This is a genomic window from Vibrio sp. J2-4 (assembly GCF_021728155.1).
GTDB classification, from domain to species: domain Bacteria; phylum Pseudomonadota; class Gammaproteobacteria; order Enterobacterales; family Vibrionaceae; genus Vibrio; species Vibrio diabolicus.
Map to the genome: position 1 here is coordinate 254,806 of NZ_JAKKCN010000005.1, position 25,568 is coordinate 280,373.

A 25,568-nucleotide genomic window follows, 5' to 3' on the forward strand; every position below is an offset into this window, starting at 1 on the left:
TAACTTTTCTAACCATCAAATACGTGATTAGGTTCTCATTTTTATATGAGTGAGAGGATCAAGAGAAAACAGGTACTTACTGTAGAGAGTTGATTTGAGAGAAAATATAAAATTTTTTGGGGAACTTTTTTGATGCTGCCTTTGAGACTTTTTCGAATCTCAAAGGCAGATTCTAACGTATGCGCTCAATTACAAAGCGTTGAGTACATCCGCAAGTCGAGTGACAGCAGTCGTCAGTTCTTCTGGTGTGGCATTGGTAAAGTTAAGACGCAGAGCGGCTTTTACCTTTGAACCTTCCGGATAAAATACCGGGCTTGGCACCACAGCAACCCAGTTTGCAAGAAGGGTCTTCGCAAGTTCGAACGTGTCACATTCTGGAATCTCGACCCAGACAAACATGCCACCATCGACAGGTTTGAGTACGCAATTTTCTGGCAGCTGTTTTTGCAGCTCAGTAAACATGACATCGTAACGCGATTTGTAAAGCGCACAGATGGTTGAAATGTGCGTTTCGAAGTTGTCATGTTGCAGTAGACCATGCAGCAAAGCTTGCATAGGAATACTAGAGTGCAGATCGGCACCTTGTTTGATTTTGATGAGTGGCTCAAGGTAACTGCGTTTGCCCGTTACCACACCAATACGCAAGCCTGGTGAGGCGATTTTGGAGAAAGAGCGCAACACGATGGAGTGCTGCGGGCAGAAATCCGAAACCAGCGGCAGTGCTTCACCAGAAAAACGCAGCTCGCGGTATGGTGCGTCTTCAATGAATGCCACGTCGTATTGGATACAAAGCTCGGCAACTTTTTGGCGAGTCTCTAGCGCCCAGCATACGCCCGTTGGGTTGTGAAAATCAGGTACGGCGTAGAACATTTTTGGTTGCTGCGTGGCAAAGCATTGCTCGAGTTCTTCAAGGTTTGGGCCACACTCGGTTTGCGAAACGGTCACGATGTTGGCTTGCACTAAACCGAATACTTGCATAGCACCAAGGTAGCTTGGTGCTTCCATCACCACTTTATCGCCCGGATTCACGTACGCACGCGCAATCAAATCTAGCCCTTGCTGAGAGCCCGTTGTGATCATCGCCAAATGAGATTCTGGTAGCTGGTAATAATCGGTCAAAAAGTTAAGTAGCGGTGCGTAGCCTGCTGTTGCGCCGTATTGAAACACCTCTGGCATGTTCACGAGGTTTTCGAGCGTCGGTTTCATTAAGTCGATCGGGAAGGTTTTTTCGTCCGGTAAGCCACCCGCAAGAGAAATGACGTTCTTATCGCTCGCTGCTGCGAGGATCTCTCGAATGTAGGATGACTTTGTTTGTTGTAATGACTGTGCTATTTCCATGTGCTGTGCTTCTCGTAATTGTCTTTTTTTATGTCAGAAATAGTATAGGTAAATTGCCAAGCTTGGTGTGTCCATTTATGCTGTTAAATATGTCCATTTATGCTATTTGAGCGAAAGTTTACTCCGTGAGCCATCAACAAGTTTCCAGAATCAATGACGTGTTGTTTTACATTCATCAGGACATTAGCAGAGAGTTATCGGCTAAAGAGCTAGCAGATGTAGCAGCCTATTCTGAACAACACTTCCATCGTATTTTTAAAGATGTGGTAGGGGAGTCTGTCCATCAATATATCCGCCGCACAAGAATGGAATACGCCGCTAATCAACTGATGTTTGATACCAGCTCATCGGTGTTAGACATTGCTAACAAGTGCGGATTTAGCTCGGTATCTTCTTTTAGCCGAGCGTTTAAAGCAACGTTCGCTATGTCACCTGGTGCGTGGAGAAAGCATGATTTACAAGTCGCAGAAAAACCGTATTTGAAGGATCCGGAAGTGGCAGCGGGTTATCATCGTGTTGCTAAACGCGAGTTGCCAGAACCTAAAATTATGGAGGTTCCACAACGCTTTGCGGCGTATGTGCGGCATAAAGGCTATAACCGTTCCATTCGCAATGCGTGGCTGATTTTGAAAGCGTGGGCAAGTTCTGAGAATCGGGACTTTTCGGTTCAATATGGTTTGCATCACTCCAACCCTGCTTGGGTCGAACTCGACAAGTGTCGTTATGTGGCTTGTATGGCGATTGATACGCCGCTCAAAGTGCGCGGCGTCGTGAATCAAATGACGATTCCTGGTGGTTTACATGCCGTCTTTCGCTTAACGGGCGTATATGGTGAGCTTCTTCCTCAACTCAGTATGGTACTAGAGAAGTGGTTGCCTAACTCTGGCTTTAAACAGCGTTCTACACCCGCTTACGTCCATTATCATAAAAATCATTTTCTCAGCCATGATGAGGCGTTTGAGCTGGATTTCTATCTGCCCATTAGCTTCTTCTAAGGATGAAAACGAACGTATTATCTTGTGAATCGATTTGTGGTGAGCAAAGAGCTGACCAAGAACGCCATGAAGAAAAGGCAGAGCTTGTGCTGACTCTGCCATTTCTAGGGGATCTTAAAAGTTTGCGTCTGTATCAGTACCAACGGATACGTTAAGTCCGCTAGTTGATTGATAAATGCTGAAAGTTTCGCCAGCGACAATACCTTCTTCAGAATCGTCATTTGCCGTACAGGTATAACCGACCGAGTAAGTACCAGGTTCTACAAAACCGAATTCGTACTCGTAATTTGCATCATCAACGTCTTGAACCACGTTCGCTGCTGCGATTGGCATTGCTTGGCCTTCTGCGCCGGCAAATGGCCCCATGTTTTCTTCGGCGATATTTCCTTGATATAAGTAGACCGCGTGCGAATATCCATTTGCACTTGGGGTATCCGTTTCGCAGCTTTGATAGGTCAATGTTGCGACATCACCCTGAATCTCCCCCGTTGTAACCGTGTTAATTAAAGTGACGGAGGTGCGTTGAATGCTGTAGCCTTCGTTTTGGCCTGTTCCGTCTTTTAAGCCACGGCGCAGATCAAATTCAACTACGAACTCATTATTGTCAGGGTTGACTGCAAAGGTGTTGTTAAAGAACAGTACCCCAGAATCAGGATCCTTTCCGACACCTTGTGGGCAAGCACCATCACCTTTGACGGTCAGTGGGATTTGATTTCCTGTCGCTTCGTCAATCACATATGATGGATAGTTTGGATGATCGCCATCATTAGCAAACACGCAGAGTTTATAATTACCAGTTGGTATCAGTTCATCATCCACCAATTCTTGCGCGTCACTGCCTTGGAAGTTGAGTAAGTTAACACTTAGTGGGAGTGGATCTTCACCCTCGGGAAGGGGGTTACCATCTTCGTCGACCAAACTGCCTTCTTCGTCTGTTTTATACACATCGAATACTTGTGGTGTACCACCATCCAGAGGAAGAAATGCAACTTTGTTATATGTGATCACCACTTCTGATACGTCATCAATAGGGGCATCTGATACAGACAAAGTAACAGGAGTCATTGTACTGACAGAGTCACTGTCTGAATTACAGCCAATAAGTGCAACGGCTATTGATGCACTGATTAGGCCAATTTTCATGCTGTTCATTAGATGTACCTTTTTATTAGAAGTGTATTAAATGTAGCCGATTATTGACAAAGTACAGAATCACAACGAGCGGAGTTACCGGGTCGAAAACAGTGACGAACCATCATTAAGAAGTTCAGTAAAAGTGTGCTCAAATCGACGATATTGTGCTCAATGAAGTGCTATGGTTAAGAATGTGTCGCTCAAAAAATGAGCGGAGATATACATCAATAACTCTAGCCAAGAGGTCTCTATGTTAGGTGAAAATCACTCATTAACTCATGAATTCCCAGAACATTTGGATACCATTACTCAGCTTGCCGAAAACGACGCATCATTTGCTGAAACCGTTAAAAACTACAATGCTTTAGATAAGGAAATCCGCGTACTAGAACTGCAAGGAAGCCCGATTGATGATCACGAAATGAACGTGTTAAAACATAATCGAGCTGAGCTCAAAGATTGGCTCCACTCGAGAATTATGGGCTCTTAGCGACGCAATGATCATCGGCTCGTAATCTACGAGCCGATTTTAGTTTCAAGGGACGATGCCAAGTATGCCAACATTAGGATTGCTGAGCAGAAGCTTGGAGTGGTAGGTGGCCTGTTTTTACCCAAATGATCGTTTCTTGCTCTACAAAAGGAAAGTGCTCACTCATATGTGGACTGCGTATCCAAGAGTAGGGAGGATAGGTTCCTAGCTCGTCTTTAAATTCCCCCGATAACACAAAAATTTCTTCACCACCAAAGTGACGGTGTGCTTGAAACTTCTCGCCTTTCGGCCATTTAACCAATGCGACATGTTCATGCTGAAAATCATGCAATGGCATGACTTCCAGCCCACCAATGCCAGGTAACCAATTCGCTTCGTTCGTATTGATGCGAACTGCTTCAAGATCATCAGAATTGAATTGATTTAGTTTAACTAAAATCACACAGCCTTCTTTGCTATAGGGCGCATGTTGACTTCCAGGAGGGTTGCGCAAGTAGGTTCCAGCAGGGTAGTCACCATGTTCGTCAGAGAACACTCCTTCGAGCACTAATATTTCTTCTCCGTGAGGATGAGGATGAGTCGAAAAGTGCGAGTTTGGCTCATACTTCACTACGCTGGTGGTGTGCCCTGATTCTTTGGCTTCTCTTTCCAAAGGTTTACGCCACACGCCTTTGGAAGGGCTGGCGATCCACTCCTGTTCACCTGTTTCTATCACGATTCTTTTCGAGAAATCCATATTCAACATACTGAAATTCCGTTACTTATCTAATGATTGACTCTCAATAGTATACGTATAAAAAACATCAATTGATTCACTTGTTGATAGTCAAAATCAGGGATTGAATACGAGCTAGCAGTCGGAACCGAGTTAAATTTCTGCTTGTGTAATGATAATTGTTATATTATAACATCGCAAAATTAAATGTTATAACATAACAAAAGGAAAGAAGTAGTGAATAAGAAATTGGTTTCTCTCGCGATCGGTAGCATTTTTGCGTCCCCTGTTTTTGCCGATACATTATCGAACCCACAGATTGGTGTTGTTGTTGATGGCTACTACCAAGATGGTCAACGTCATAATTCTGAGCGCGAAGAAGGCTTTGGCCTAGGCCATACGGAATTGAACTTATCATCAAATATTGACGATAAGTTTCACGGTGCGTTGACCGCTGTTCTTGAAAGTCATGGCGATGAGACAGAATTAGAGCTTGAAGAAGCATTCATCGAAACTTTGGCATTGCCATACGGTGTAAACGTGCGCGCAGGCCGATTCCTATCTGACTTCGGTTACCTCAACAATCAACACATGCACACTGACAGTTTCGTTGAACGCCCAATTGCTTACCGTACTTTCCTTGGTTCGCATTACTATGATGACGGTGTACGCGCAAACATCGTTCTGCCAACCGATCTTTACGTGAAGTTTGGTGTAGAAGCATTAAGCGGCAACAAGATGTCTTCTGTTGAAGATGGCTCTAAAGTTGGTGTTTACACGACAACGATGAAGCTTGGTAATGATTTCTCTGAATCTTCAAGTTGGCAGTTTGGTTTAAGTTATCTGCGTAACGAAAACGGCAAAGTTAAAGAATTCGAAGATCACGACCATGGTCACGAAGAAGAACATGACCACAGCCACGCTGCGGCTGTAACGGGTGCGAACCTATACGGCGCAGATTTTGTGTGGAAGTGGGCACCAGATGGTAACTACAAGTACAGCAACTTCACGCTATCTGCGGAATACATGTTGTTAGACGGTGTAGTAGACAGCAAATACAAGAACGATGCAGAGTCACCAGACAACCTAAGCGCATACTATGTTTCGGGCGTTTACCGATTCAACCCAAGCTGGTCTACAGGCCTACGTTACGGCGAAGCAGAAAGCTATGATGGCCACGCACACGGCGATCATATGCATTTCACAGCACTGAATGATAAAGAGATGGATGCGATGATCGCATGGGATTCTTCTCATTTCGGTACGATCCGTGCGCAATACACTCGCATTGATAACCAAGACAGCGAAACAGACAACGTGTTTACTCTGCAATACGTGATGACATTTGGAGCGCACGGTGCACATGCGTTCTAAACTTGCGATAAGTAAATGCAGTTTAGTGATGATGGCGGCGGGATCTGCCATCATTTCTTCGCCTGCTTTGGCTCTCAACATTTTCGTCTGTGAGCCTGAATGGAAAGCTTTTCTTGAAAGTCATGCCCCAAACGCCACCATTTACTCAGCAACTACGGCTAAGCAAGATCCGCATTATGTTCAAGCTCGTCCGTCTTTAATTGCCAAGATGCGCCAAGCTGACATGGCGATGTGCTCTGGCGCTGAGTTGGAGGTAGGTTGGTTGCCGATGCTTCAAAATCGAAGTGGCAATAGTGCCGTTCAAAATGGTGCTCAAAGCATGATTTATGCGACCGATTTCGTGCGTATGTTGGACTCTCATGATCATGTTGACCGCAGCATGGGGGACATCCATGCGCACGGAAACCCACATGTTCAATTTGCGGCAAATGACATGATTCCATTATCTCGTAAAGTAACTGAGCGCTTAAAAGCGATTGATCCCGACAACGCGCAAAGTTACCAAGTGAATGGTATGAAGTTTCGCGCGCAGTGGCAAAAAAAGCTCAATGAATGGGAGCAAAAAGCTCAACCATTACAGGGGAAACGGGTCGTTGGATATCACTCCACCTACCGATACCTATTTGATTGGCTAGGTATGGTTCAAGTCGCGGATCTTGAACCGAAACCGGGGATATCGCCAACGACGTCGCATCTGCAATCTTTAACTCAATTGGATACCAAACAGTTTGACGCTATTGTGTTTTCATCTCATCAAGATCAACGTCCGGCTATGTGGTTACAGCAACAAACGGATAAGCCTGTAGCGCAGTTACCTTTGACGGTCTCAAAACAGCAAAGTTTAGATGAGCTCTATGATGAAGTAATTACTGATCTGCTCGCCACGTTGGTATCACCCAGTTCAGTGAAATTTTAATTATGGGTGAATACCTTTGGTTAGCGCCAGCGGTTTTGTGTGGCTTAATTGCGTTAGTTGGCAACATCGTTCTGGGGCAACAAGTCTTACAGCGGCAGATCATTTTTATCGATCTGGCGGTTGCTCAGATCGCGGCATTGGGAGCGGCGCTAAGTCACTATTGGCTGAACTCTTCTTCTTGGTATGCTGGTTCTCCTTGGCTATCCGAATCATGGCTTGGCAGCATGCTTGGTCCTTGGATTATGTCTTTGGTGCTTTGTGGTGTTATTGCTGCGCTTGAAAAGCGTAACCATCCTCACCTAGAACCGATGATCGGCAGCTTGTTTGTTGTGTCTGCTTCATTGGCAGTATTACTGGTTAGCAAAGACCCACACGGTGCAGATTTTATTCAAGGGATCTTGAATGGTCAGCTACTGTGGTCAACATGGCAAGATGTTTGGCCTTTGGCTGCAATTACGGGGGCAATGTTATTGCTGCTAACGCTGAAACCGGAGTTTATGCATGGTAGCGGTTTTTACCTCATCTTCGCTATTTTGATGCCTATCACCGTCAAACTGGCAGGGATTTACTTGGAGTTTGCCTTGCTTGTGATTCCGGCTTTATGTGCCGCAAGCCTTAAAGGTAGACGTTTTTTAATCACCAGCTTAGGTATCGGAACAATTGGTATTCTGCTGGGGATAGCAGCTTCTGCAAAGTATGATTTACCGAGCGGTGCGACGATTGTTATTACGTTGTTTATCATCGGAGTGATATTTAACCTGCTCCCACCGTTCAAAAGGCTCGTCTTGTTAGAGGCAAAGCATTAACACGGCATTTACTCAAAAGCACCACTGGCATTGTTGGTGCTTTTTTCTTCAAAGGCTTAGGGCTCTCCGTCGTATTTCTATCTTGATTCTAGGAATAATACGGGCTGAAACATCATCAAGTTGTCTTGATTCATTCACACCCTACTTCCAGAATATTCCTATAGTTTCATTATCTAAATAAACCCCTTTGCGTATGAGAAGCACAAAGCCACATAACGATAAGCGCTTAGGAGCAAGCAAGATTTGTACTCTCAACATTTAAGGAAGACCAAGATGAAAGACGAAAAAGTCGCCGTCGTTACAGGGGCTGCTCGCGGTATAGGGCAGGCCATTTGCGAACAATTACTCGAAGATGGATTTCACGTCGTGGGACTAGATATCTCGCCTGTGGAGTGGAGTCAGTCGCCAAACCTTTCAAGTTATCAAGTGAATCTCTGTGAGGCCGCAGCGGTAAGTGAAGTGGTCGACCGCATCGTCGCGAAACATCAACACATTGATGTTCTGGTCAACAACGCCGGGATAACGAGAGATGCACTGCTGCCAGACATGTTAGAGCAAGACTGGGACAGCGTTATCGACGTGAACCTAAAGGCGGTGTTTTTACTCACCCAGCGAGTTGCACCTGTCATGCTAGAGCAAGGCGCAGGCAGTATTGTCAGCATTTCGTCTATCGTGGGAACGGATGGCAATATTGGTCAAAGTAATTATGGCGCGAGTAAAGGTGGCGTGATAGCGATGAGCAAAGGCTGGGCGAAAGAGTTCGCAAGAAAAGGCGCTCAAATCCGAGTCAACTGTGTTGCTCCAGGTTTTATCGCTACCGACATGACAAAGAGCTTGCCTGAAAAAGTCATTCAAATGATGGAAAGTAAAACGCCTCTGGGACGCATGGGCTCGGCGCAAGACATTGCCAATGGCGTTGCGTTTCTAGCGTCTGATAAAAGTGCGTTTATAACCGGACAAGTGCTCAAGATTTATGGTGGGTTGGTGTTATAGCTCGTTAATCAAAACCCAAAATAAAAACGCCCTTTACTTATGTGAAGGGCGTTTTTGTTGGGTAACGCTATTCGGGCTTTTGACACGTTCACTTTATTCGTTTCGCACTGCCGGATTTGTATGATTAAGTATAGAGTTAGAACACGTAATTCATTCTGGCATCGTTCTCAGTTATTAACCTAGCAATTTAGCTAATCAAAAATATTAACTTCGAAATAGAATAACTATTGAGGTATTAAAGAATGATTTTATTGCCCATGATATTGTTTTAAATGATAATGCCACTAAATAATTAACTTTGAATACTCACTATGTACTTAAAAACTGTACTGTTTAGCGCGTCAACTCTTCTTATTTTGGGCTGTAACTCCGAATCAACTAACCCATCTACTGAAGAAAGCGGATGGATAGTTGTAAGCTCTCACTCCGAGCCAAGAAAACATCAGGTAATTTACGAAAAACATAGCAGGAAAGGTCTAAGTTTTGCCACTAACGTTCCGGATCTTGACCTGCCTTTAACTTACCAATTGGCGAACCAAATTATTGAGGTCAAAGAAGAGCTTACATTTGGTGAAAATATTGATGGGAACCGCCTAACTTGGAAAGCTATTGGCAATTCTAAACTTAGAGAAAACCAAGTCCACTACGGAGTTAATAAAGATTACTCAGCTTCTAATGAAGGTATTGCTATCGGCTATGTTAACTTTGAGTCGAGGTTTGAGGCTGAAGGAAAGCTTGGAATCGAAAAGTTATTCATTGCGATGTATGACGATGTCAAGAGTGTCAAATTTTACTCTGGATGGGATAGTTCTAAAATATCTTGTTACCAAAATACGTTTGATGAAGACTTAGCTTGTTACGGTGAAATTTTAATTAACGACGATATAGTTCATGTTTTTGATAAATATCTGCCGTATGAATATGTAAACATGGTTTACGACACCGTTATGTCCAAAGGTCGAGAAGAGATAATTGAGGCAGATTTTCAACATCAAATTAAATACTTACTAGTCGCCAAAGAGAATAACGTTGAGATGCATTAGACTACATTAGCTTGATTACTTTTTGGTAATGAGTGGCTTTTCGAAACCGATGTGACCATGAGCAAGATTATTGGATTTTACAAAACTCATTTATGTTCAAAAAATGAGTTTTGTAGATATTAAAATGCATGGAGCCAATGCTCTCACTGATTCTATGAAGTTTTTTGTGCGCTCTAACCACAAGACAATCTATAAAAGACGTTGAGCCAACGTCTCTGCCACAATGCCACCTGTTAATAAGGCTGAATTTCAATGCCTGTTTCTCATTACCATTCAAATGTGCGCTGGTTAATGATTTTTCTGTAATTAACACAATTGAACGTGATAGAAGTAACAAAATCGCTTCCTTGCGGTAACGTTCCCGAAATTTTTATATATTATCGCCTTCATTGATGCAAGTGGTAGAGACGCTCTGTATCTGAGCGCTCTGAAATTCAGGCTTTAGATGGACATTTAAAGTCACCATAAGTTTGCAATTTTGCTTGGGAACGTTTGCAGATAACCTAAGTATAAATTTACGTGAGACTATGGAAATGAAACTACACACTTTGACGATGGCAGTAGCGCTTGGGCTGGTTACTGCACCTGCATTCGCAACAACAGATGTTGACGCTCTTGAAAAGCGAATTAATGAATTAGAACAGAGACTTGAACAGACAGAAAAAGTATCCACAGAAGCAAATGAGAAAGCCTCAAGCTTTGAGTTTCATGGCTACGCTCGTTCCGGGCTGCTCATTAATGACGATCTGAATGGTGCAGTGGGTACTGGTCCTTACATGACGGCTGCTGGTGTTATCGGCGCCCCAATTGGACGATTAGGGGTTGAGGATGATCATTATGTGGAAGCAAACCTTATTCACAAACGCTTTGCAGATGATGGTTCCAGCGCATTGTTCCGAATCATGCTGGCAGATAGTACGGAAACGAGTAACGAATGGACAGCGAGTGAGAGTCAATTAAACGTTCGTCAGGTATATGCTGAGCTAAACAAGTTGAGCATGTTCTCTGAATCAAGTGCGTTTGCTGACGCGACGTTTTGGGCTGGTAAACGATTTGACCGTGATAACTTTGACATTCACTTCTTTGACTCGGATATTGTTTTCCTATCTGGTACTGGTGCAGGCGTGTATGACGTCCAAATGAGCGATTCATGGAAAGCAAACTTCTCGATTTATGGTCGTGATTTTGGTGAGATTGATAGCTCGTCAACGGATGTTGAAAACTATATAGCGACAATGAACAACCGCTTTGGTAATTGGCAATTGATGCTGAGCGGTATGACGTCTGCTGATAACAATGATCGCGTAGAAGGTGCAGCGGACAAAGGTTTACATGCGATGTTTGCCTACCATGGCGATTCCTTCTTTGGCATGAGTGAAGGCTTCTCTAAAACTGGTATTTTGATGGGTGATGGACTGGGTGCGGAACTTAAAGGCATTGGTTCAAACGGTGATTTGCTAGAAGACGCAAAAGCCGTACGTTTGTTCAGTTATGGTGTAACACGCATCGGCGACAACTGGCGTGTAGCACCTGCGTTGCTAGCAGAACACAGCCAAGATCGCTTTGCTAAAAATGATGAATTCACGTGGGCATCGTTCAACATCCGCTTAGCGCAAGAGTTTACGCAAAACTTTGAGATGGTTTATGAAGGCTCATACCAATACATGGACCTAGACAATGCGATTGATAAAGCAAGTGGCAGTTTTTACAAAGCGACAATTGCACCAACGCTTAAGATGTCTACCGCAGCAGGGTTCTTTGACCGTCCGGAGCTACGTTTTGCTGTTAGCTACGTTGATTGGAGCGAAGACTTGAATGGCTACTCGATTAGCCAGGATGCGGGCGCTGCAACGATGGGTGATGGTGGTGAAGTTCTGTTTGCACTGCAAATGGAAACTTGGTTCTAAAGGGCTCTAACCGAGAAAGAGTAATAAGAAAAGCGCCAACTGATTTCAGTTGGCGCTTTTTCATTAACAGGACTGACGCTCAATTGTTTTGAAGGTTAGCACCATCTTACTCATTTCAAAACTTCTGTTGGCAATTCTATCTAGCAACAGTTTCGCACCATTTTCACCTGCTTTATCAAATGCATAGTTAAATGTTGATAAGGTTGGGGTGCACACTGATGCGAGCTCATCATCACCAACTCCTAGCACTAAAACGTCTTTTCCCGGTGTTAACCCGAGCTCTTGAATCGCTCTCATCGCACCAATAGCAATACGGTCTGTCGCACAGAACAAGCCATCTAGCTTAGGGTTCTTTGTTAAGTGTTGTTTTGCCAATGCATAGCCAGAATCGATTGTAAAGTCACCACGAGCATGGAAGGCGAGCTCAAAACCATGGTGTTGCAGAGCTTGAACAAATCCTTCAGAGCGTTGCTTATCTACCGCGATATCGTCACCTTGCACACCAATAAAACCCATAGTTTGGCAACCTTTTGCAACCAGTCTATTTCCTGCTTCAAACCCTACTCGTGCGTCATCATGAATGATACTTGGAATATTAAACATGGAACCATCCTGACCGACGAGCACAACTGGGACCGCTGAGTTTTGAATTGCTTTGACCAGCTTGGAATCGAGGTGGGTGGCGTAAAGAATGATCCCTTCAACCCGTTTTTGGTTAAAGATCTGAATATATTCCAGTTCTTTTTCGTGGACTTGGTGAGTGCTAGCAAGTAAGACATGTTTCCCCGCTTTTTCAAGGACCTCGGTTAATCCATCGACGCCTTGGGATGTGGCATGAGAGGAAACCCTAGGAACAATGACACCAACCAGATTGGTCTTTTGAGATTTTAGATCTTTAGCGACTTGGTTTGGCACATAGCCACACTCAGCTACTGCTTGGCGGACTTTCTGTTTTGTCGCTTCTTTTACGCCATACTCATCGTTTATAACCCGTGACACTGTTGATTTTGATACGCCAGCCAGACGGGCGACATCATGCAGACTCGCCATTGTTCCTATCCATTCTGTTTTTCGTTTTTGGGATTGTTTGCAAAGAGAAGATGAAAGGCTCTTTGATAAGTAGCGATTCTAACCTCCTATACTGCTCTTAGGGAGAGAATTTGACGATCATTCTCACATTCTCTCTGCTTTATCTTTGATCATTTGGTTTTATTGAGCAAAAATCTGTTTTGCAAACGTTCCCGAAAATTTCGCAAGCTCAGATAATAATCCAATGGGGTATGAAATGAATTATCCGGCAGTAGCAAAAGAGTTGTTAACTCTATTAGGTGGTAAAAGCAACATCACCGCACTTGCACATTGTGCGACACGCTTACGCCTTGCCGTTGCAGATGAGCAAAAAATAGATGAACAAGCGATTGATAACCTTGAAGGGGTAAAAGGGCAGTTCAAAGTTGCGGGTCAGTACCAAATCATTTTTGGATCAGGCATCGTAAACCAAGTTTATGCAGAAATGGCGAAGTTGACGGGGATGAGTGAAATGTCCACCAACGACGTTGCGTCTGCTGGCGCAGAGAAACAAAACATCGTTCAGCGCGCGGTGAAAGGGCTGTCTGATATTTTCGTCCCAATCATTCCAGCAATCGTCGCTGGCGGTTTGTTGATGGGTATTTACAACCTACTGACTGCCCAAGGCTTGTTTATTGATGGCAAATCCTTGATTGAGGCCAATCCAGGACTGACTGACTTGGCGAACATGATCAACACGTTTGCAAACGCGCCGTTTGTTTACCTGCCTATCCTGTTGGCATTTTCAGCCAGCAAGAAGTTTGGCGGCAACCCATATTTAGGGGCAGCGCTAGGTATGTTGATGGTTCACCCTGACTTGCTGAATGGTTGGGGATTCGGCGGCGCATCTGTGTCTGGAAACATTCCGGTTTGGAATATTCTTGGTTTTGAAATCCAAAAAGTGGGTTACCAAGGTTCAGTGTTACCAGTTTTGGTATCGGCATTCATTCTTGCGAAGGTTGAGCTAGGCTTACGTAAAGTCATACCTTCTGTTTTAGACAACCTTTTAACGCCATTACTGGCGATTTTCATAGCGGGTTTATTGACGTTTACTGTCGTCGGTCCATTCACGCGTGATATCGGTTTCCTATTGGGTGATGGTCTGAACTGGCTATACAACACAGCTGGCTTTGTTGGTGGTGCGGTATTTGGTCTTATCTATGCTCCGTTTGTTATTACTGGTATGCATCACAGCTTCATTGCGATTGAAACGCAACTTCTTGCGGATATTGCGACAACAGGCGGCACCTTTATCTTTCCTATTGCGGCTATGTCTAACGTTTCTCAAGGTGCTGCAGCGTTGGCGGTGGGCGTGATGAGTAAAGATAAGAAGATGAAAGGTATTGCGATTCCATCGGGTGTCACGGGTTTGCTGGGTATTACAGAACCAGCCATGTTTGGTGTTAACTTAAAACTACGTTACCCATTTATTGCGGCAGTTTGCGCTGCGGCGTTATCAAGTGCGTTCATCACAATGTTTAATGTGAAAGCTCAGGCATTAGGGGCAGCTGGTCTTCCAGGCATCATTTCCATCACGCCGGATAAGATTGGTTACTACATCGCGGGTATGGTGATCGCGTTCTTGACCGCATTTGTTCTCACCATTGTTCTTGGTATGCGTGACCGCGCTAAAGTCGGTAAAAAAGCAACGGCTTAATCTGAACTCCTTAAGGGTGGAGTCCCCCAAAATCCACTTCTTTTCCTAAATGTTTGGGGTGCTAGCCAAGCACTAATGGCTTGGCTAGCCTTTTTCAATTTTTACTTGGTAGTGAAGGTGTTCAACACGTTGGACTATCAGGGCTTTAATTTTAAGGTAAGCAAGATGAATCAAGTGTGGGTAACTGGTGATGCTGTTGTCGATCTAATACCGGAATCTGAGACTTCTTTACTCAAATGTCCCGGAGGTGCACCAGCGAATGTCGCCGTAGCAATTGCTCGTCTATCTGGTAAGAGTGCGTTTTTTGGACGTGTGGGTGATGACCCATTTGGTCGCTTCATGCAATCAACGCTCGATCAAGAGGGCGTGAGCACGGAGTTTCTCGTTAAAGACCCTGAGCAAAGAACATCAACAGTGGTGGTGGATTTAGACGAACAAGGTGAACGCAGCTTTACATTTATGGTAAAACCGAGCGCTGATCAGTTTATGTCTGTTGAAGACATCCCAAACTTTAAGCAAGGTGACTGGCTACATGTTTGCTCGATTTCACTGGCAAATGAGCCAAGTCGAAGCAGCACATTTGAGGCGATCAAAAGAGCAAAAGCCGCTGGTGGTTTCATTAGCTTTGACCCTAACTTGCGTGATGAAGTGTGGCAAGATCAATCAGAAATCCAAGCTGTCGTGATGAAGGCTGTAGCGATGGCTGACGTGGTTAAGTTCTCTGAAGAAGAGCTTTTGTTCTTAACTGACTCAACTTCGATAGCACAGGGTTTACAACAAATAGCCGCTTTGAATATTGCTTTGGTCTTGGTGACACAAGGTGCGAAAGGCGTTTGGCGCGTCTTTGAAAGCCAGAGTGAGCTGATCACTGGTCAAGTCGTTAGTCCGATTGATACCACAGGTGCGGGTGATGCTTTTGTCGGAGGGCTACTGGCATGTCTGTCTCGGCATGCCGATTGGAAAAATCATCCTGTTGTTAGCTCTGCGATTCAATGGGCAAATGGCTGTGGTGCATTAGCGACGACGCAAAAAGGCGCAATGACCGCGCTTCCGACCCAGACAGAATTGCTCCGATTTATTGGGCAATGATCTTCAGATCCAATTTCAGTTGAGAAAAATTATGAGCTTAAACAACCGTTGGACTGTAGAGCAAAGATATCGCCGACTTGAGCAAATCCCTCAGTGTGATATCGAAGAAATGACACTTTCACGTCAGCAAGATAAAGGCTTTCCTAGTTTTCATATCGCCCCTAAATTTGGGCTGTTAAATGACCCAAATGGGCTGTGCTATTTCAATGGTGAGCACCACATCTTTTACCAGTGGACGCCTGTGGGACCAGTCCATGGAATGAAGTATTGGTATCACCTTTCTACTAAAGACTTCATCCATTTTACTGATCATGGCGTGGGTCTTCATCCTGACCAAGACTACGATTCACATGGTGTCTATTCGGGCGGCGCTTTGGTGGAAAACAACCAGGTTTTGCTATTTTTTACTGGCAACAAGCGTGACCAAAACTGGAATCGAATCCCAACACAGTGTTTTGCCACCATGGATTCAGACGGCAGCATTGAAAAGCACGGTGTAGTCATTGAGAACGAACATTACACGGAGCACTTTCGTGACCCAAAAGTTTGGAAGAAAGGCGACGACTATTTGATGGTGGTGGGTGCTCAAACCAAAACCGAGCATGGCTCAATGGCGCTCTATCAAAGCAAAGATTTGAAAACGTGGCAGCATAAAGGTCCTATCAAGACCAAGTTTTCTGACCTTGGGTACATGTGGGAGTGTCCTGATTTCTTTGAGATTAATGGTCAGTCGGTGATGTTGTTTTCGCCACAGGGCGTGAGCAGTAGTAATCCTTATGATTTCAAAAACATCTATTCTGTCGCGTATATCGTGGGTGATCAGTTGAACCTAGAGTCGATGACTTTAGAAAACCACCAAGATATTTTACAGCCAGATTATGGGTTTGATTTCTACGCCCCACAAACCTATTTAGATGAGAGTGGGCGTCGCATTCTTATTGCATGGATAGGGTTGCCAGAAATCGACACGCCATCGGTCACACACCAGTGGGCAGGAATGTTGTCTCTTCCTAGAGAACTAACGTTGAAAGATGGTTTTCTTGTTCAAACTCCACTCCCTGAGCTGAAGAGTTTGAGAAAAGAAGAGGTGGTCTTTGCACAATCCCATACACTGGAAAGCACCAATTGTTTGATCCAATTAGACCTTGAGGGCGATGGCTTTGAACTTGAGCTGAGTAACCTCAAAGGTGACAACATCGTCTTTAGTGCGACAGAGCACGAGTTTATGCTGGACCGTCGTTACATGTCTCATTTGTACGCAGAAGAATTTGGTGGCATTCGAAAAGCACCAAGATTGGATGCTAAGCAGACGATTGATATATATATCGACAACTCTGTCATCGAGATTTTTATTAATGGTGGCAAACACACGATGACCAGTCGTTTCTTTATTGACGACCTCAATAAGGTAACGTTGAAAGGGTTGGAGCAAGCAAGGCTTTTCCCTTTGAAAGGCATCACTGGTTTGTTTGAATCAGCTAAGTAACGGTTTCGATTACAAAGATATTAAAACGCCCTTCATTGACTCAGTGAAGGGCGTTTTTCTTTTTAACTATCTAACCTAACTATCTTTCACGTACGTAAGTCTTCTGAACCAAAGTATCTAACACTACTTCGCTCTTAGTGACTGTAAAGTTAAGCGGTTGTTCTAAATCACCAAACAGAGGTGCGCCGCCGAGTTGGGCTTACTCATTATTGTTAGCATCTCGAACCTAACTCACATTAACACAACGTTTTTCCTTATAGCGTGAAAGAAAATCCCATAACCAAAGGTTCTAATTAAGTGAAAGGTCAGGACTTTTATTTGAAGATTCCGGCCTAATATCTTGGGTATGCCCATTTATCGAATGCGGTGGGTTACTTCATCATGCTTGCTGGCGCACTGAGTTTGCCAGTTTGATAATGCATTCAAACACAATAAGGGATAACAATGGCTAACGAATACATTCCACCAAAAGTTTGGACAAACGATAACGAAAACGGTGGCCAGTGGGCGAGCATTAACCGCCCGGACTCAGGCGCTCGTCATGAGCAAGAATTGCCTGTTGGGGAACACCCATTCCAACTTTATTCCATGGGGACTCCAAACGGCCAGAAAGTAACGATCATGTTTGAAGAGCTTCTGGCGGCAGGCGTAAAAGAAGCAGAATATGATGCATACCTGATCAAGATTGGTGACGGCGACCAGTTTGGTTCTGGTTTTGTTGCTGTGAACCCGAACTCGAAAATTCCGGCCCTAGTTGACCGTTCAGGTTCTGAGCCAGTGAACGTGTTTGAATCAGGTAACATCCTATTCTACCTAGCAGAGAAGTTTGGTCACTTTCTACCAAAAGAGGGCGCAAAGCGTGCTGAAGTGATGAACTGGTTGTTCTGGCTGCAAGGTTCTGCGCCATACCTAGGCGGTGGTTTTGGTCACTTCTACGCGTACGCACCAGAGAAGTTCGAGTACCCAATCAACCGTTTTACAATGGAAGCAAAACGTCAGTTAGATGTATTAGACAAGCGCCTCGCAAACAATGAATTCCTAGGTGGCGATGATTACAGTATCGCTGATATCGCAACATGGCCATGGTACGGCAACCTTGTACTGGGTCGTGCTTACGATGCGGCTGAATTCTTAGACGTAGAAAGCTATAAAAACGTTGTGCGTTGGGCGAAAGCGATTGATGAGCGAGAAGCTGTCCAGCGTGGTCGTATTGTGAATCGCTCATGGGGAGAAGAGTGGGAGCAGTTACCTGAACGTCACAGCGCAGAAGATATTGATAAGGTATTGAAGCTTAAACCATAAGCAAACTTGGCTCAGTCACTTCAAGTAAGTTTGTTTTCATCCGAACTCATACTCCAAAACTGATCAAATCCATAGCGCATCTTACTAGATGCGCTACTTTTATTTGAATTGTAACCCCGTTGAAGATTATTCAATCTATAGATGGTTCTTTGCTTCTATTTGTCGTTTTCATATTCAACAAGCCCTCTGCATTTCTATTAACTATTAGCTGATGACATTCTAAAAATTTATACTTTAGATAACCTTAAATTTATAACTTAATTTTATATCTAATATAAATAAACTTAATGATAATTAATCTTTGACATAACCTTTTATTTTGTGTGGAATGTGCGGGTTAATCTATTTAAATCAAAATTTATAGATAAATAAAATTTAAATAATTTACTGAATTCTACATCTAGCTTTGAGCAATGTTTAATTACAACTGCTTATACCATGAAAGAGGATATGTATAATGTCGTCGTTTGAGTCGTACTGGGTTGGGGTACGTGAAAGAATTGCTATACAAACTGAAGGTAACCGAAATTTAAAGTCTTTAGTGATAAAAAAGCAGAGAGTGAACTTAAATAACAGTGGCTTATCTTTTCGCGCTAAAGCCGGATGCCTTATCCCTCATTGTTACACTCAGTTTACTGATGACGATACAAACTCAAAGGCATCGAAAAAAGCCTCCCTTAGTTTTAAGAAAGGGAAATTATACTTTTCTCCTGTTTAGTAATAGATAATATTTAGGTTATATATAAATTAAATTTTTATTTTTATCTGAAATTCTGACAATAAATTATTATGTTGTTATGACCGAGATAGAGCATTGGTTAGTCAATTATTAGTTCGGATTATTAATTGAATTGTAGATTTTCTTAGTTGCCCCTAGTTAGATAGTGATAAAATTTTTAGCTATCTTTTCCCGTACAAGCTTAGTTTTAGATCTGGCTTGTACGGTTTTTTCTCTGAACACTAATTACATAGCATAACGGCATGATTTCTCGCCTCTTGTCTCATCTTTCTAGACGAAAGCTCTACCTACCTCTCATTATTCTCGACAAACATTGAGTAAAAGTAACTAATCGTAACAAGGTGGCTGTAACTGAGCGCCGTTTCAATATACTCGCTCTTTACCTAGGTAACCCTGCGCTTTGAATTCATTCGGGTACCGTTTGTAAGCCTTAAATGCTACTAAGATAAGATGTCATGATGAGAAAAAGTACTATATTAAACACAGTGTTAATTACAGGGTTCGCTGCTGTATCTTCGTTGGCTTATGCAGCACCAACGGTTGTGCCAAATGCACCGGAACTCAGTTCTCGTGGCTATGTTTTGATGGACTTTCACACTGGGAAAGTGCTGGTTGAACGTGATGCACATAAACGGCTAAATCCTGCGAGCTTAACGAAGTTAATGACGGCTTATGTGGCTGGTCAAGAAATTAACGCAGGTAATATTACTTTGGATGATGAGGTCGTCATTAGCCGAAATGCTTGGGCAAAAAACTTCCCAGATTCTTCAAAAATGTTTATTGAAGTCAATACTTCCGTTTCTTTGTCTGACTTATACCGTGGTCTGATTGTTCAATCTGGTAACGATGCCAGTGTCGCTATTGCTGAGCATGTTGCGGGAAGTGAATCAGGGTTTGTGAGTTTGATGAATAGTTGGGCCGCTAAGCTTGAATTGTCTAACACGGCATTCACCAACCCTCACGGCCTAGACAGTGACGGTTTATATTCGACACCTTATGATATTGCCAAGTTGGGCCAAGCGATTATTCGTGACTTACCTGATATCTACCCACTGTATAGCGAAACCTCGTTTACCTACAACGGCATTACGCAATATAACCGCAATGGCTTGCTTCGTGATCGCAGTATGAATGTCGATGGCATGAAAACTGGTTATACAAGCGGTGCTGGTTATAGTCTAGCGACTTCAGCGACTCAAGGTGATATGCGTTTGATTGCTGTTGTAATGGGAGCGAAAAGTGAGAATATCCGTGAATCCGAAAGCAAGCAATTGTTAAGTTATGGCTTCCGCTTTTACGATACGGTAATGCCAACCGAGGCAGGAACGGAAGTTGCGAACGCTCGAATTTGGATGGGCGAACAAGATGAGCTTAAAGTAGGCGTTGCCAATGACGTTTATCTCACTTTACCAAAAGGGGATGTGAACAAGCTACAAGCTGAAGTTGAATATAATGGCGATTTGGTAGCGCCAATTTCTCAACAACAAGTGGTTGGTAAAGTGCTTTACAAAGTCGAAGGTAAAGTTGTGAATGAAGCCGAACTTGTTGCGTTGGAATCAGTGGAAGAAGGCAGCTTATTCAAGCGAATTTTAGACTGGTTTAAGCAATTGGTCGCGAGTTGGCTCTAAAAAACAGCTAACTTCTGCCATTATCACTCTATCTTGTTATTGTTCTATTAAATCAATTTACTAAGGCGGCCAACGTGGTCGCCTTACTTTTTTGGAATACTCGTTGCGCTAAAACATCGAACCTTCTCGTATGGGTCTATTTTCGCCTAATTAGAAGCGTTTTTGTGTTTTTGAGTGCGAGAGAAAAGAAACTAGAACAAAAATGGAGTGACACGTGCACAAGATTTTATCTTTGACATTGATTTTATCGCTCATGGGCTGCGCTATGCCTTACCAGCAGCAGGTCGATAGTGGCCAATGTGTTGGAGTAATGACCTCTCAGGATGCGTATGGTTATTTAAACCCAAACCATTACACGATGCAGGTACTCGCGCTAAAGCAAGAAAAAGATGTGAAAGATTACATTCGTTATATCGATCCTAAGCATCCGGTTTGGGTTAACTGGAAAAACAGCCGAGGCACGCGTTGGTATACGGTAACTGTTGGCGATTTTAAAACGAAACAGGATGCCTACAATGCGCTTTCTTCACTGCCGAGCCGCGTAAAGCAATCATCCCCATTTGTGCTGACTTTTGCGGAAATGCAGCGTAAGCAACAAACGAGTGTTGTGAGAATGCGTTAGCCAACAAAAAACGGAAGCGATGGCTTCCGTTTTTGTATCTAAGGGTAAGCTTAAAGCGCCGCTAAAATCGTTTCTGCTTTGCTTGCTTCAAACTCTTTTGGTTCTTCAACGTTAAGTTTGGTCACAATGCCGTTTTCAATGATCATGGCGTAGCGTTGTGAGCGAATACCACCAAAGCCGCCGGTATCCATTTCAAGACCCAATGCTTTAGTAAAGCTTGCGTCGCCATCACCCAACATCAGGATTTCTGAAGCGTTTTGAGCTTCGCCCCAAGCTTGCATCACAAATGCATCGTTTACAGAAACACACGCAATTAAATCAACACCTTTTGCCTTCAACTCGTCGGCTAATACCACATAGCCTGGTAGGTGAGCTTCCGAGCACGTTGGGGTGAATGCGCCAGGTACAGCGAAGAGTACGACTTTCTTGTTTGCAAACAGCTCAGTAACGTCGTGGTTAACCATACCATTGGCAGTCAATTCGCTTAGAGTCGCAACTGGTAGAGCTTGGCCTTGTTGAATCATGATTTTATTCCTTTTTGTGTGCTAGTTTAGCTTTCTCAGTCTAGCGCTTATAAATGCGGTTAACCACAGAGCTTTTGTAAGGTTTTAACACCTAAGTGTTTGACCTAAGATGTAGCACTGATGGCTTTATTACAACGCTTCATGCTGACTTACGTATTGACTAACGAGATGGCGATACTTCGCTTTCAACTCATTATCGATGAAGCTAGCATCAATCGCATTCATTGTGAATTGAGCTAGTTCATTCTTACTCATTGGGTGTGCGTTGTTGACGGCTAAAAAGTTATCTGTCATGTAACCACCAAAGTATACCGGATCGTCCGAATTAATCGTCACAGCGACACCTTTGCGCAGTAGCTCGACAATATTGTGATCTTTCATATCGTCAAATACACACAATTTAAGGTTCGATAATGGACATACCGTTAGTGGCATTTTGCTTTCAATTAACGACTCGACTAATGCTTCATTCTCAACACAGCGAACACCATGATCCACGCGGCTGACGTGAAGCATTTCAATTGCATCGGTAATATTTTGTGCGGGGCCTTCTTCACCTGCATGAGCAACAGTCAGTAAGCCTGCTTCTACCGCTTGTTTAAATACTCGTTTGAACTTAGCTGGTGGATGGCCTTGTTCTGAAGAATCTAGACCGACACCGATGATCTTATCACGGTGTTTCAGAACGGCTTGCAGAGTCTCCATAGCGCTTTCTTCTGAAAGGTGACGGAGGAAACACGCAATGATTTGTGAAGTAATGCCGAGCTTCTCGTGCCCATCTTGTAGTGCGCGGGCGATCCCGTGGATAACGGTGTCAAAGTCAATACCGCGCTCTGTATGCGTTTGTGGGTCAAAAAAGATTTCGGTATGAATAACGTTATCCGCTTTACAGTGCAGTAAGTATTCCCAAGTGAGATCGTAAAAGTCTTGCTCTGTACGCAAAACATCCGCCCCTTGGTAATAAAGGTCAAGGAATGACTGTAAGTCTTCGAACTGATACGCGCTGCGTAGTTCACTCGGAGAAGAGTAAGGAATGTCGATACCGTTTCGTTGTGCTAACTTGAAGAGAAGTTCTGGTTCAAGTGAACCTTCGATATGTAAGTGCAGCTCTACTTTTGGAAGACCTTGAATAAATGCGTTCATATTCCACCTTATGTGTATTCTGGATGCAGTTACTCTAAGAATAGGTATAGATAAGAATAAATCGAACGCTATCACAAAGAGTAAGACCCACGATGATCTCAACTCTTCGTAATCAGCACTTTGCGGGAACTGGTAGAGACCCCCAAACCATATCATTGGGGTTATACGAAGCAAACGAGGCGATTATACGCAAAATTCTCAATTTGGCTATACGCAAATAACCTAGTTGTCAGTAGTCGAAGGGTTTTTCTAAGAAAAGTAACTGGCAACCGTATAAGTCACTTGGGTATAGAGGAGCAAATTGGCTTTTAAGCGTGAACGAGGCTTATCGTGTTGTTATAAGTGAGGAAAAAGAGTGAGGCTTCGTTTGAGCAAAGGTAGGTGGCGGTACCTTGCACAACGATGGAGCAGAGAGAGAATTGAAAGAGTCAAGGATAGCTTATAGATCAAATAACTTGTCAAATTCTCTTTGTTCCATAATGTCTTCTATACGGCGTCGCGTTTTTTGTTTTACCGCCGCCGCATTTTGCTCAGACTCTTTTTTGTCTTTTTCTGCTTGCTTCTTACTTTTTCTAGCCATTGGATACCTTCCAAATTAGTTGCATCATTCATTAATGCATGAAAACTGAATTAGTTAACAGTAAAACTTCCTAACTTTGAACCTGAATCACAGAGAATAGTTCCAGATTGCGTTTTCTCACAATATTCAAAATAGATCATGTAGCTATAAGAATGAAGCTTAGGTAATACGTGCCTTCGTAAAATATCACCATTTAATTGATGTATTTTAGCGTTCCAAGAGGTGTGAGGTTGTTCTAGATTAAATTCAATTTCTAACATTTATTCTCCTGTTTCTTAGTGATTTTGTCTTTGTTAAGTAATTGATACCAATGCCTTTGACGGCCTGTTCTTTTTGAGGACATGATTTTTCCTATAAATAATAAATTAAGCAGTGCTATCCTATTTATTTTAGGTAGCACAAAGCAATGCCTGATATTAAGCTGAGTGATTAAAGTGAGAATATTTTTGAAGGAGAGAGATTTGGTGCAGCATGGGCATGCTACACCAAGAAAAGCAGTCTTATAGAGGAGTTACTTCAGTCGCTTGAGGACCTTTTTTACCTTGCTCTACGTTGAAGCTTACTTTCTGACCTTCAGTCAGTGTTTTGAAACCGTCAGAAACGATAGCGTTGAAGTGTACGAATACATCTTGACCACCGTTGTCTTGAGATAGGAAGCCAAAGCCTTTAGTTTCGTTAAACCATTTTACTGAGCCGTTTACTTTAGACATAAAAATACCTTTGAATTAAACATTAAAATTTGAATTTGTTTTGTGGATCTTTTCTAAGCTATTGAATGTTCAATCAAGAGGAAGTTGTACGCAGGTGTCTGAATTGGGGGATTCAAGATTTTACTGAGAGGAAACTTAAACTAAATGTTGCATTAACAGCTCTCTTCTAAGAGCCAAGGCCTACTATACACCTTGTTTAGGAAATAGCTACACTTATTTTTAAATATATTTCGACAGCTTGGATTAGTGGGCTGTTCGAAAAATTTGAATAAGTAGCTCAAATAGCAAGGCTCATGATTATTTTTCTTCAATCTAAAATAGAACCATATCGATAACCATGGCTGAACATGCGGTTTGCAAGCGGCCACAAAGGTAAACGAGGAGAAATAGTATGAGCACATTCAGAGAAATTCGTCAGCTTATTCAATCACAACCCACTGCTGATGGTGACGGAGTGAAAATTCGTCGAGTAGCAGGGTTTAATAATGCGAGTTTTTCTCCATTTTTGATGATGGATGAACTTAAGTCTGACGACCGTGCTGATTATGTGGGTGGCTTTCCTCCTCATCCGCATCGCGGCATCGAGACGCTTACTTATATGTTGAAAGGTCATTTCCAGCATCGTGACCACATGGATAATGTTGGTGAGCTTCGTTCTGGTGGCGCTCAATGGATGGCGGCAGGAAGAGGCGTCATTCATAGTGAGATGCCTATTATGCAGGAAGGTGAATTGCATGGTTTCCAAATTTGGATAAACCAGCCTGCGAAAAATAAGATGGCACCGGCTCAATATCATGACTTTCAACCTGAAACGATAACGGAATTCGAAACTCAAAGCTCGGGTGTTGTTCGCTTGATTGCTGGTCATCTGACTATAGACAACGAACGTATTCAGGGGCCTCTAACAGAAACAGGTGTTGCTGCCACGGTGGCCGATTGGAGAGCGATGGTTGGACAAGCTTTGAATTTGACCACGGAGCAAGACCACAACATGATGCTCTACGTTTATAAAGGTCGTATTCAGGTAAAAGATCGTGAGATCAATCAAGGCGAAATGGCGATTCTATCGAAAGGTGAATGGGTTGAATTACAAGCCGAAAAGGAGAGTGGTGCTCTGATTTTTATTGGCGAACCAATCAATGAACCAGTGGTTCACTATGGCCCTTTTGTAATGAATAGCATGGAAGAAATAGAACAAGCAATCCAAGATTACAATTCAGGATTTTTTGAAACCTACTAGCGTCAACATCCTAACTTACTTTTCTGTGAGTAGCGTAGTTATCAACAATTTTGAGCCTGACTATTGGGC

Annotated in this window: 24 protein-coding genes, 1 pseudogene and 1 riboswitch; of the genes and pseudogenes, 15 read left to right on the forward strand and 10 right to left on the reverse strand. The window is 43.3% G+C overall.

What is annotated here, in order from left to right:
- Window positions 1-189: 189 nt before the first annotated feature.
- Window positions 190-1,338 (reverse strand): PLP-dependent aminotransferase family protein, encoded by a 1,149-nt coding sequence (locus L3V32_RS18455; RefSeq protein WP_237284873.1) that lies wholly within the window; start codon window positions 1,336-1,338, stop codon window positions 190-192.
- A gap of 125 nt (window positions 1,339-1,463) precedes the next feature.
- Here L3V32_RS18455 and L3V32_RS18460 point away from each other — a divergent pair, with 125 nt between their 5' ends.
- Window positions 1,464-2,333 (forward strand): GyrI-like domain-containing protein, encoded by an 870-nt coding sequence (locus L3V32_RS18460; protein WP_150917001.1) that lies wholly within the window; start codon window positions 1,464-1,466, stop codon window positions 2,331-2,333.
- 114 nt (window positions 2,334-2,447) lie between these two features.
- Here L3V32_RS18460 and L3V32_RS18465 read toward each other — a convergent pair whose 3' ends face one another.
- Window positions 2,448-3,485 carry a DUF4382 domain-containing protein gene (locus tag L3V32_RS18465; protein WP_237284874.1) on the reverse strand — a complete coding sequence of 346 codons (1,038 nt, stop codon included), beginning with the start codon at window positions 3,483-3,485 and terminating at the stop codon, window positions 2,448-2,450.
- 232 nt (window positions 3,486-3,717) lie between these two features.
- Between L3V32_RS18465 and L3V32_RS18470 the strand changes: the two genes are divergently transcribed.
- Entirely contained in the window at window positions 3,718-3,957 is a 240-nt protein-coding gene (locus tag L3V32_RS18470) for a YdcH family protein (protein WP_005392770.1), read from the forward strand.
- Between the two features lie 73 nt (window positions 3,958-4,030).
- On the opposite strand, the gene L3V32_RS18475 is transcribed toward L3V32_RS18470, so the two are convergent.
- Window positions 4,031-4,702, reverse strand: coding sequence for a cupin domain-containing protein (locus L3V32_RS18475; protein ID WP_237284875.1), 672 nt, complete (start codon window positions 4,700-4,702; stop codon window positions 4,031-4,033).
- Between the two features lie 207 nt (window positions 4,703-4,909).
- Here L3V32_RS18475 and L3V32_RS18480 point away from each other — a divergent pair, with 207 nt between their 5' ends.
- The 6 genes from L3V32_RS18480 (at window position 4,910) to L3V32_RS18505 (ending at window position 11,711) form a co-directional block, all read left to right on the forward strand.
- A complete protein-coding gene (locus L3V32_RS18480) occupies window positions 4,910-6,046 on the forward strand; it encodes a hypothetical protein (RefSeq protein WP_182037169.1) in 1,137 nt (378 codons plus the stop codon).
- Window positions 6,036-6,962, forward strand: coding sequence for a metal ABC transporter solute-binding protein, Zn/Mn family (locus tag L3V32_RS18485; RefSeq protein ID WP_237284876.1), 927 nt, complete (start codon window positions 6,036-6,038; stop codon window positions 6,960-6,962). Before L3V32_RS18480 ends, L3V32_RS18485 begins: the two co-directional genes overlap by 11 nt.
- 2 nt (window positions 6,963-6,964) lie before the next feature.
- Window positions 6,965-7,768 (forward strand): metal ABC transporter permease, encoded by an 804-nt coding sequence (locus L3V32_RS18490; RefSeq protein WP_237284877.1) that lies wholly within the window; start codon window positions 6,965-6,967, stop codon window positions 7,766-7,768.
- Between the two features lie 273 nt (window positions 7,769-8,041).
- Window positions 8,042-8,761: a beta-ketoacyl-ACP reductase gene (locus tag L3V32_RS18495; RefSeq protein ID WP_237284878.1), complete on the forward strand. Its 720-nt coding sequence runs from the start codon at window positions 8,042-8,044 to the stop codon at window positions 8,759-8,761.
- A 311-nt stretch (window positions 8,762-9,072) separates the two neighbouring features.
- Window positions 9,073-9,804 (forward strand): hypothetical protein, encoded by a 732-nt coding sequence (locus tag L3V32_RS18500; protein WP_237284879.1) that lies wholly within the window; start codon window positions 9,073-9,075, stop codon window positions 9,802-9,804.
- A 533-nt stretch (window positions 9,805-10,337) separates the two neighbouring features.
- Entirely contained in the window at window positions 10,338-11,711 is a 1,374-nt protein-coding gene (locus tag L3V32_RS18505) for a carbohydrate porin (RefSeq protein ID WP_237284955.1), read from the forward strand.
- Window positions 11,712-11,774: 63 nt separating this feature from the next.
- Here L3V32_RS18505 and L3V32_RS18510 read toward each other — a convergent pair whose 3' ends face one another.
- The gene (locus L3V32_RS18510; protein ID WP_134645467.1) at window positions 11,775-12,761 is read right to left on the reverse strand and encodes a LacI family DNA-binding transcriptional regulator; all 987 of its coding nucleotides are present in this window, start codon (window positions 12,759-12,761) and stop codon (window positions 11,775-11,777) included.
- A 235-nt stretch (window positions 12,762-12,996) separates the two neighbouring features.
- Here L3V32_RS18510 and L3V32_RS18515 point away from each other — a divergent pair, with 235 nt between their 5' ends.
- The 3 genes from L3V32_RS18515 (at window position 12,997) to L3V32_RS18525 (ending at window position 17,011) form a co-directional block, all read left to right on the forward strand.
- On the forward strand, window positions 12,997-14,436 hold the full coding sequence (locus tag L3V32_RS18515; protein ID WP_109168938.1) for a sucrose-specific PTS transporter subunit IIBC: 1,440 nt from the start codon (window positions 12,997-12,999) through the stop codon (window positions 14,434-14,436).
- A 165-nt stretch (window positions 14,437-14,601) separates the two neighbouring features.
- Complete coding sequence (locus L3V32_RS18520) at window positions 14,602-15,525, forward strand: aminoimidazole riboside kinase (RefSeq protein WP_237284880.1); 924 nt, start codon at window positions 14,602-14,604, stop codon at window positions 15,523-15,525.
- A 31-nt stretch (window positions 15,526-15,556) separates the two neighbouring features.
- A complete protein-coding gene (locus tag L3V32_RS18525; RefSeq protein ID WP_109168940.1) occupies window positions 15,557-17,011 on the forward strand; it encodes a sucrose-6-phosphate hydrolase in 1,455 nt (484 codons plus the stop codon).
- A 79-nt stretch (window positions 17,012-17,090) separates the two neighbouring features.
- Here the strand turns inward: L3V32_RS18525 and L3V32_RS26240 are convergent.
- A pseudogene (locus L3V32_RS26240) lies at window positions 17,091-17,201 on the reverse strand (dihydrofolate reductase); the annotation flags it as partial.
- Window positions 17,202-17,455: 254 nt separating this feature from the next.
- On the opposite strand from L3V32_RS26240, the gene yghU reads away from it, so the two are divergent.
- The 3 genes from yghU to L3V32_RS18540 all read left to right on the forward strand — a co-directional run bounded on the left by yghU (window position 17,456) and on the right by L3V32_RS18540 (window position 21,302).
- Complete coding sequence (yghU, locus tag L3V32_RS18530; protein ID WP_053807951.1) at window positions 17,456-18,313, forward strand: glutathione-dependent disulfide-bond oxidoreductase; 858 nt, start codon at window positions 17,456-17,458, stop codon at window positions 18,311-18,313.
- A gap of 1,197 nt (window positions 18,314-19,510) precedes the next feature.
- Window positions 19,511-20,680: a D-alanyl-D-alanine carboxypeptidase family protein gene (locus tag L3V32_RS18535; RefSeq protein WP_237284956.1), complete on the forward strand. Its 1,170-nt coding sequence runs from the start codon at window positions 19,511-19,513 to the stop codon at window positions 20,678-20,680.
- A gap of 214 nt (window positions 20,681-20,894) precedes the next feature.
- Window positions 20,895-21,302: an SPOR domain-containing protein gene (locus L3V32_RS18540; RefSeq protein ID WP_006741205.1), complete on the forward strand. Its 408-nt coding sequence runs from the start codon at window positions 20,895-20,897 to the stop codon at window positions 21,300-21,302.
- Window positions 21,303-21,352: 50 nt separating this feature from the next.
- Here the strand turns inward: L3V32_RS18540 and L3V32_RS18545 are convergent, their stop codons facing one another.
- The 5 genes from L3V32_RS18545 to L3V32_RS18565 form a co-directional block, all read right to left on the reverse strand.
- Window positions 21,353-21,826 carry a peroxiredoxin gene (locus L3V32_RS18545; RefSeq protein ID WP_167427310.1) on the reverse strand — a complete coding sequence of 158 codons (474 nt, stop codon included), beginning with the start codon at window positions 21,824-21,826 and terminating at the stop codon, window positions 21,353-21,355.
- A 129-nt stretch (window positions 21,827-21,955) separates the two neighbouring features.
- On the reverse strand, window positions 21,956-22,969 hold the full coding sequence (locus L3V32_RS18550) for an adenosine deaminase (protein WP_237284881.1): 1,014 nt from the start codon (window positions 22,967-22,969) through the stop codon (window positions 21,956-21,958).
- Window positions 22,970-23,058: 89 nt separating this feature from the next.
- Window positions 23,059-23,158: riboswitch (purine riboswitch) on the reverse strand.
- Window positions 23,159-23,408: 250 nt separating this feature from the next.
- Window positions 23,409-23,549, reverse strand: coding sequence for a PA3496 family putative envelope integrity protein (locus tag L3V32_RS18555; RefSeq protein ID WP_005396335.1), 141 nt, complete (start codon window positions 23,547-23,549; stop codon window positions 23,409-23,411).
- A gap of 50 nt (window positions 23,550-23,599) precedes the next feature.
- Window positions 23,600-23,809, reverse strand: a complete 210-nt coding sequence (locus L3V32_RS18560; RefSeq protein ID WP_237284882.1) for a hypothetical protein — start codon at window positions 23,807-23,809, stop codon at window positions 23,600-23,602.
- Window positions 23,810-24,049: 240 nt separating this feature from the next.
- Window positions 24,050-24,259 (reverse strand): cold-shock protein, encoded by a 210-nt coding sequence (locus L3V32_RS18565; protein ID WP_005396336.1) that lies wholly within the window; start codon window positions 24,257-24,259, stop codon window positions 24,050-24,052.
- A gap of 391 nt (window positions 24,260-24,650) precedes the next feature.
- Between L3V32_RS18565 and L3V32_RS18570 the strand changes: the two genes are divergently transcribed.
- Window positions 24,651-25,499 (forward strand): pirin family protein, encoded by an 849-nt coding sequence (locus L3V32_RS18570; RefSeq protein ID WP_237284883.1) that lies wholly within the window; start codon window positions 24,651-24,653, stop codon window positions 25,497-25,499.
- Window positions 25,500-25,568 lie beyond the last annotated feature (69 nt).